The 5,943-nt window shown below is 59.7% G+C and carries 8 protein-coding genes; 4 read left to right on the top strand and 4 right to left on the bottom strand.

Annotated elements, in window-relative coordinates; translation table 11 throughout:
- The 3 genes from P792_RS25975 to P792_RS25965 form a co-directional block, all read left to right on the top strand.
- The coding region (locus P792_RS25975) for a DedA family protein (protein WP_235075426.1) at positions 1-493 on the top strand (493 nt) is incomplete at its 5' end.
- Positions 490-1,437, top strand: coding sequence for an SDR family oxidoreductase (locus P792_RS25970; RefSeq protein ID WP_023978246.1), 948 nt, complete (start codon positions 490-492; stop codon positions 1,435-1,437). The genes P792_RS25975 and P792_RS25970, both read left to right, overlap by 4 nt.
- The gene (locus tag P792_RS25965; protein ID WP_200863466.1) at positions 1,434-1,652 is read left to right on the top strand and encodes a hypothetical protein; all 219 of its coding nucleotides are present in this window, start codon (positions 1,434-1,436) and stop codon (positions 1,650-1,652) included. The genes P792_RS25970 and P792_RS25965 overlap by 4 nt, the downstream gene beginning before the upstream one ends.
- 266 nt (positions 1,653-1,918) lie before the next feature.
- On the opposite strand, the gene speE is transcribed toward P792_RS25965, so the two are convergent.
- The 4 genes from speE to fbaA all read right to left on the bottom strand — a co-directional run bounded on the left by speE (position 1,919) and on the right by fbaA (position 4,984).
- On the bottom strand, positions 1,919-2,791 hold the full coding sequence (speE, locus tag P792_RS25960; protein WP_023978245.1) for a polyamine aminopropyltransferase: 873 nt from the start codon (positions 2,789-2,791) through the stop codon (positions 1,919-1,921).
- 83 nt (positions 2,792-2,874) lie between these two features.
- A complete protein-coding gene (gene speD / locus P792_RS25955; protein WP_023978244.1) occupies positions 2,875-3,351 on the bottom strand; it encodes an adenosylmethionine decarboxylase in 477 nt (158 codons plus the stop codon).
- A 206-nt stretch (positions 3,352-3,557) separates the two neighbouring features.
- Complete coding sequence (locus P792_RS25950) at positions 3,558-3,869, bottom strand: hypothetical protein (RefSeq protein ID WP_023978243.1); 312 nt, start codon at positions 3,867-3,869, stop codon at positions 3,558-3,560.
- 5 nt (positions 3,870-3,874) lie between these two features.
- Positions 3,875-4,984 carry a class II fructose-bisphosphate aldolase gene (gene fbaA, locus P792_RS25945; RefSeq protein ID WP_031240430.1) on the bottom strand — a complete coding sequence of 370 codons (1,110 nt, stop codon included), beginning with the start codon at positions 4,982-4,984 and terminating at the stop codon, positions 3,875-3,877.
- Between the two features lie 251 nt (positions 4,985-5,235).
- Between fbaA and P792_RS25940 the strand changes: the two genes are divergently transcribed.
- On the top strand, positions 5,236-5,898 hold the full coding sequence (locus P792_RS25940; protein ID WP_023978241.1) for a TetR/AcrR family transcriptional regulator: 663 nt from the start codon (positions 5,236-5,238) through the stop codon (positions 5,896-5,898).
- Positions 5,899-5,943: the final 45 nt, after the last annotated feature.

Genomic DNA, 5,943 nt, shown 5'->3' with positions numbered 1-5,943 from the left:
GTGGGTTGCTGTTGCTGCCGTGACGGGTGCCATCATGGGAGATAATTTCGGCTATCTGATCGGACGTTCGATCGGGTTCAAGATCCTGCAAAAGCATGGCGGCAAGGTTGGCCTGACCCATGAGCGCCTGCTGCTGGGTCGCTACTTGTTTAAGCGTCATGGCGGGACCGTTGTTTTTGTCGGGCGCTTTGTCGCGATCCTGCGCGTATTCGTGGCCCTGCTTGCCGGGGCAAACCATATGCCCTGGCGCTCCTTTCTCTGGCACAATGCGCTTGGTGGCGTGGTGTGGGCCGGTGGGTACGCCATCGCGACCTATTTCCTCGGCAAGGAAATCCTCAGTCTATCCGGGCCTCTGGCCATCGGTATCGGCTCACTCGTCGTGATCTCTCTTGGCGTCTGTCTCTATTTCCTCAAGAAGAACGAAAAGCGTCTGACCGATGAGGCCTTGAAGGAAGCCAAGGCCGAAGAACGCTCAGGAAAGGCCAGGGCATGAGTGACGCTTATCCATCCTGCCGGGGTAAAACGGCAATTGTCACAGGTGCAACAGGCGGACTTGGCCTTGCGACGGCGCTTGGCCTGGCCCGGTCCGGTGCCGAGGTGATCGTGACAGGGCGCAATGCCGAAAAGGGACGAGCGGCGCTGGCGACGATCCAGGCGGCAGTTCCCGATGCCATCCTGCGGTTTGAGGGGCTCGACCTTGCCTCGCTGGCATCCATTGCACGCTTTGCCGAGCGTATGGCCGACCAGCCTGTGCATGTGCTCATCAACAATGCCGGTGTCATGGCCCCGGCGCAGCGCCGCGCCACACAGGACGGATTCGAACTTCAGTTCGGCACCAACCATCTCGGGCACTTTGCGCTTACGGGCCGGCTTCTGCCTTCGCTCATTGCCGGTCAGGCCCATATTGTCACGGTGGCGTCTCTTGCTGCATGGCGGGGCGATATTCCGCTTGATGATCTGAACGCCGCTGGGCGTTATCGCCGCTTCGACCGGTACAGCCAGAGCAAGCTGGCCAATCTGATGTTCAGCCTTGAGCTCAACCGGCGTGCTCACGAGGCGGGAGCGCCTTTGCATGTTCGCACCGCTCATCCTGGCTGGTCCACCAGCTCCATCATCTCCAACAGCGCCGCGCTGAGTGCGGCGCAGACGCCCGTTTCACGCCTGCTGGCTTATGGGCAGGATCGTGTCGGCAATGCCCTGTTCCGCCTGCTGGGGCAGGACGTCACTGCAGGTGCCGAGCCTATTCTCCATGCGGCCTTGTCTCCCAAGGCGCGTGATGGGGGCTATTACGGGCCGATCGGTCGTGGGGAACGACGCGGGCCACCGGGGCTTGCCGTTATTCCACCTAGGGCCACGGGGCTTCCCCTTGCGTCCAAGCTCTGGCAGGCTTCCGAGAATATGACCGGAGTCCGGTATGACTGGGAGGTTGTCCGATGAGCATGACCCTGTCCGTATTCAAGGAAAGCCTGCAAGACGGTATTCCGCCCGATCCTGTGTCACCCGCGCTGCTTGCACTGTGGTGGGCCAAACGGGAGGACTGGGCGGCCGCCCATGAGATCGTGCAGGCCAATGAGCGTGACCCGGAATGTAACTGGGTTCATGGCTGGCTTCATCGCGTCGAAGGTGACACTGACAATGCCCGCTACTGGTAGCGGCGCGCCGGTCACGCGATGGGCCATGGTGATCTGATGGAAGAATGGCAGGCTATCGTCATTCGCCTGCTGAGCGGTTCGGGCTACTAGAGCCCGGTCAAAGCCGTCCTGACAGGAGGCGCTGCCCCATGCCCCGCCAAAGGACAGTCGTCCTTTGCAAACCTCATCGAAAGTCGAAGCGGGGCTCGAAGGGGAAAATCCCTCCGCGGGTGCAGGGCAGAGCCCTGCATACCCCGGACATACAGATGTCTGTCCGGGGACGCCGATCAGCCTTCCTGCTTGGGCAGGTTCTCAGCGATATAGGGCGGCAGATTGAAGCTGCCGACATGGATTTCCGGGGTCCAGTAACGTGTCGTGCCCAGGATACCTGCGGCCTCTGCGCGAGTACGCACGTCCTCGACGGTCTGCTTTGTCGGGTTCACGCCCTTGGCAGCAACGCCAAGCGTCATGAAACCACCGACATAGGTCGGCACGGCGGCAACATAGGCCGAGACATGCGGGAAGAAATTGGCACGGCGCAGGCTGGTTTCACGCAGTTCATCCGCCTGCATGAATGGCACGCCGCACTGGTTCACGATCAGACCCTGAGCGGAGAGGATGCGGGCGCAATCCTTGTAGAAGGCATCGGTGAAGAGCACTTCGCCCACGCCGATCGGATCGGTCGAGTCGACGATGATGACATCGAACGAGCCGTCCGCTGCCTTGGCGACATAGTCGATACCATCGCCGACGATGACATCGGCGCGCGGGTCATTCCAGGCGTCGCCAGCGATATTGGGGAGATGCTGCTTGGAAAGCTCGATAACCGCCCCGTCGATCTCGACCATGACGGCCTTTTCAACGGTCTTGTGCTGAAGCACGCGACGGAGCACGCCACCATCGCCTGCGCCGATGATCAGCACGCGCTTGGCATCGGGGTGGGTCAGAAGCGGGACATGCGTGAGCATTTCCTGATAGACGAATTCATCGCGCTCGGTGATCTGGATGACGCCATCGAGAACAAGCACGCGGCCGTGGAAGTCGCTTTCAAAGACGACGATGTCCTGAAAGTCGCTCTTGACACGTGCGAGCTCGCGCGTGACGCGAAAACGCTGGCCCCAGTCGGGGTAGAGGGTTTCGTTGATCCAGGATTCAGACATGAGGCGGTCTCTCCCAATTTTATCAAAAAAAAGGCCGGGCAACGGGCCCGGCCTTATCTGCTTTTGAGCGCAGCGTAACGCGCTCAGCCTGCAGGCGAGATCTTTTCACGACCACGACGCACTTCGTCAGAGACGACGCGACCAGCCTGGAAAAGACGCTGCATGACCGGAATCGTCAGATTCGGGTCGCAGGCGCCGCACATGAACACGTCAACGGCGGCAAAATTGCGCTCGGGCCATGTGTGGATCGAGATGTGGCTTTCGGCCAGCACGATCACGCCCGACACGCCGCCATTGGGCGTGAAGTGATGGAAGTGGCTGTGCAGGATTGTTGCCCCTGCGGTAACCGCTGCCTCGCAAAGCGTGGCGTCGATCGCTGCGGGATCGTCCAGATTCGTGGCGTCCCAGAAATCGATCAGCAGGTGATGACCGGCGAAGCGTTCACCATCACGCTCAATGAAGTAATCCTTGCACACCTCTTCATGAGATGTGTTCGATGTGACAGTCTGGTTATCTCTCGGGAGTCCCGATACCATCCCCAGTTGAGCAAGTGCGTTCATCACGTACCTCTAAACCAGTAGACAGCCTGTTGGGCAACATGCCCCCTTGGGCCAAGGCCGCCCGATTAAAGGTCATGACCCCCGGATGCAAGGACTTTCTGTCCGATTCATCCGATTTTCTTCATAGTGTTACTTGACCCGGCCACGGCTGTGTCGCAGCGACAAGACGCAGGGCGGTTGTCTGCCCTGTAAGTCGGGAGATGGCTTCAGGCCGTTGTCACGACCTGAAATGCCCCGATGAAATGCCAGTCCTGAATCAGGGGCGAGCAGGCCTCATTGAGGGCTGCAAAGGCATCGGGATGGTCTTTCTGGAAATCCAGATAGGCCCCGTGCGACGTCCATTCATCAATAGCGATATAGTCGCCTGGCTTGTCGAGATCGGCAATGAGGCGCGTGCCGAGATAGTCGCGGACATTGCGGTAGAGCCGTACCCACGGGCCTTCCGGCCCGTAAGTGGATTCGAACAACGCGGTCTGGCTTGGCACGACGCTGAACGCCCTGACGATCTCGCAGGTCACGTCCTTCAGTCCCTGGTAGCGATGGATCTGCCTTTCGACCCGAGATCGGCAAATGCCTCCTCCAGACGGTCGACGATGCTCTTTTCACCAACGCGCAGCCATTTGCGCGGGTCGTAGAACTTCTTGTAGGGGGCGTCGGTCTCGGGGTCGATCTGGTGCAGGAAGGCCTTGGAGTGATCGAGCACGTATTGGCCAATGCCATTGGCAAACGCAAACTGCACATCGGTGTCAATGTTCATCTTGAACACACCGTAGGACACGGCAGCGGTGATCTTGTCCTTTTCCGAACCCGATCCGCCATGAAAGACGAGTGCGAGCGGCTTGGGGCCAAGGCCGGTTTTTTCAGCGACGTGCTCTTGTGAGTGGAGCAGGATCTCGGGCCGAAGCTGCACGTTGCCGGGCTTGTAGACACCATGCACATTGCCGAAGGACGCCGCCACAGTGACGTGACCGAGCGGCGAGAGACGGTTCCAGGCGGTCAGGACGTCCTCGGGCTGCGTATAGAGATGGGCATTATCCTCATGATCTTCGAGATCATGGCCCACACCGTCTTCTTCACCACCTGTAACACCCAGTTCGATTTCCAGGCTGATCCCGAGCTTGGCCATGCGGGGCAGAAGGCGCGCACATTCGGCCAGGTTGTCCTCAAGCGGCTCTGCGGAGAGATCGATCATATGCGAGGAGAAAAGAGGCGGGCGTCCGGCGGCAACCTCAGCCTCACTCAGATCGAGCAGACCTTCCACCCAGGGGATGAGCTTGCGATCGGCGTGGTCTGTGTGAAGGATCACGCAGATGCCGTATTCCTTGGCCAGAAGATGGACGTGGCGGGCCATCGAGGCAGCGCCCAGCACGCGGGCCCTGTGCTGATCAGCCAGACCCTCGCCGGCGTAGAAACGTGCACCGCCATTGGAGCACTGAACGATAACATCGGAATTGTTTTTCGCTGCGGCTTCGAGCACGGCATTGACGCTGTCGGTGCCCACAACATTGACGGCAGGAAGAGCATATCCGCCCTGCTTGCAGGCCTCGATCAGGGTGAGATAGTCATCACCTGTGACAACTCCCGGGGGCAGGGCTCGGCTGGGGCGCGACGCATTCGGGTTTGTAGGGGTCATAAGGATCTCATGTCTCTGAAAACGGGTCGTCTCAACCAATTTATCGCGATCCGCAGGCGCAATGCCTAGACCTTTCATGGACACATTGAAGTCATTCTCGTTGCAGTTCTGAAGGATTGGCGCGCATCGGGCAGTTTTGGCTTGCGCTGATCGACCCGTTCGGTCAGTTCTGAGGGTCTGCCATCGGGCCGCCCACAAGTTTTGTGCGTTGCCCACCGGCACCAGACCAATGCGTCAGACGGATGGACCGGTTGAACAAGAACGACACTATCGCCTCGCCCGACAATGAAGACTCCGCTCGAGACAGTGCGGCTTGCAACGCCAAGCGCCGCCAGATTCTCGATGGGGCTGAGGCGATCTTTCTCGAATCCGGCTATGAAGGGGCTTCCATGTCCCAGATCGCCTGTCGCGCCGGTGTGTCGAAAGGGACCCTCTACAACCATTTCGAGAACAAGGCAGCGCTGTTTGGCGCTGTCATCGAAGATCTGAGCCGGGGTAAACTCGCGCCCGCCATTTGTCAGAGTCACCTGACGGCCATGACATGTGAGGAATCAGCCACCAAGCTGGCCGAGCGGTTCATCACCGTTCTGCTTCAGCCTGGTCCGCTGCGTCTCTATCGTATCATCGTGTCCGAAGCGCCGCATTTTCCGGTTCTGGCCGATACATTCTGGCGTCACGGCTTCGGACGTACGCTCAAGACCATGACGGAGTGGATCGGGCATTGGGTCGAACGAGGGGACATAGTGACCGATGACCCGCTTTTTGCCGCTGAGCAGTTCATGGCGCTGTGTCAGACACGCCTTGTCCAGCGCAAGCGTTTCGAGCTGCCAGTCGATTGTAGCGAGGAACAGATCCATGACGTCGCAAGGCGTGTGGGCAAGGCCTTCATGGCGATCAACGGTCGCCCGTCCTGAGATCGTCGTACCGGTTCTTCCGCCCTCTGGGTTGACCCCTCCTGC

The organism is Asaia sp. SF2.1 (genome assembly GCF_000505765.1).
GTDB lineage: Bacteria > Pseudomonadota > Alphaproteobacteria > Acetobacterales > Acetobacteraceae > Asaia > Asaia bogorensis.
Note: the sequence above shows the minus strand (reverse complement) of the source record. Positions and strands in the feature narration are given on the sequence as shown.

Bases quoted from the DNA above. Each gene is read 5' to 3' on its own strand.
- P792_RS25965 (WP_200863466.1), top strand. From the start codon at position 1,434: ATGAGCATGACCCTGTCCGTATTCAAGGAAAGCCTGCAAGACGGTATT.
- P792_RS25970 (WP_023978246.1), top strand. From the start codon at position 490: ATGAGTGACGCTTATCCATCCTGCCGGGGTAAAACGGCAATTGTCACA.
- speE (WP_023978245.1), bottom strand. From the start codon at position 2,791: ATGTCTGAATCCTGGATCAACGAAACCCTCTACCCCGACTGGGGCCAG.
- speD (WP_023978244.1), bottom strand. From the start codon at position 3,351: ATGAACGCACTTGCTCAACTGGGGATGGTATCGGGACTCCCGAGAGAT.
- fbaA (WP_031240430.1), bottom strand. From the start codon at position 4,984: ATGACCCCTACAAACCCGAATGCGTCGCGCCCCAGCCGAGCCCTGCCC.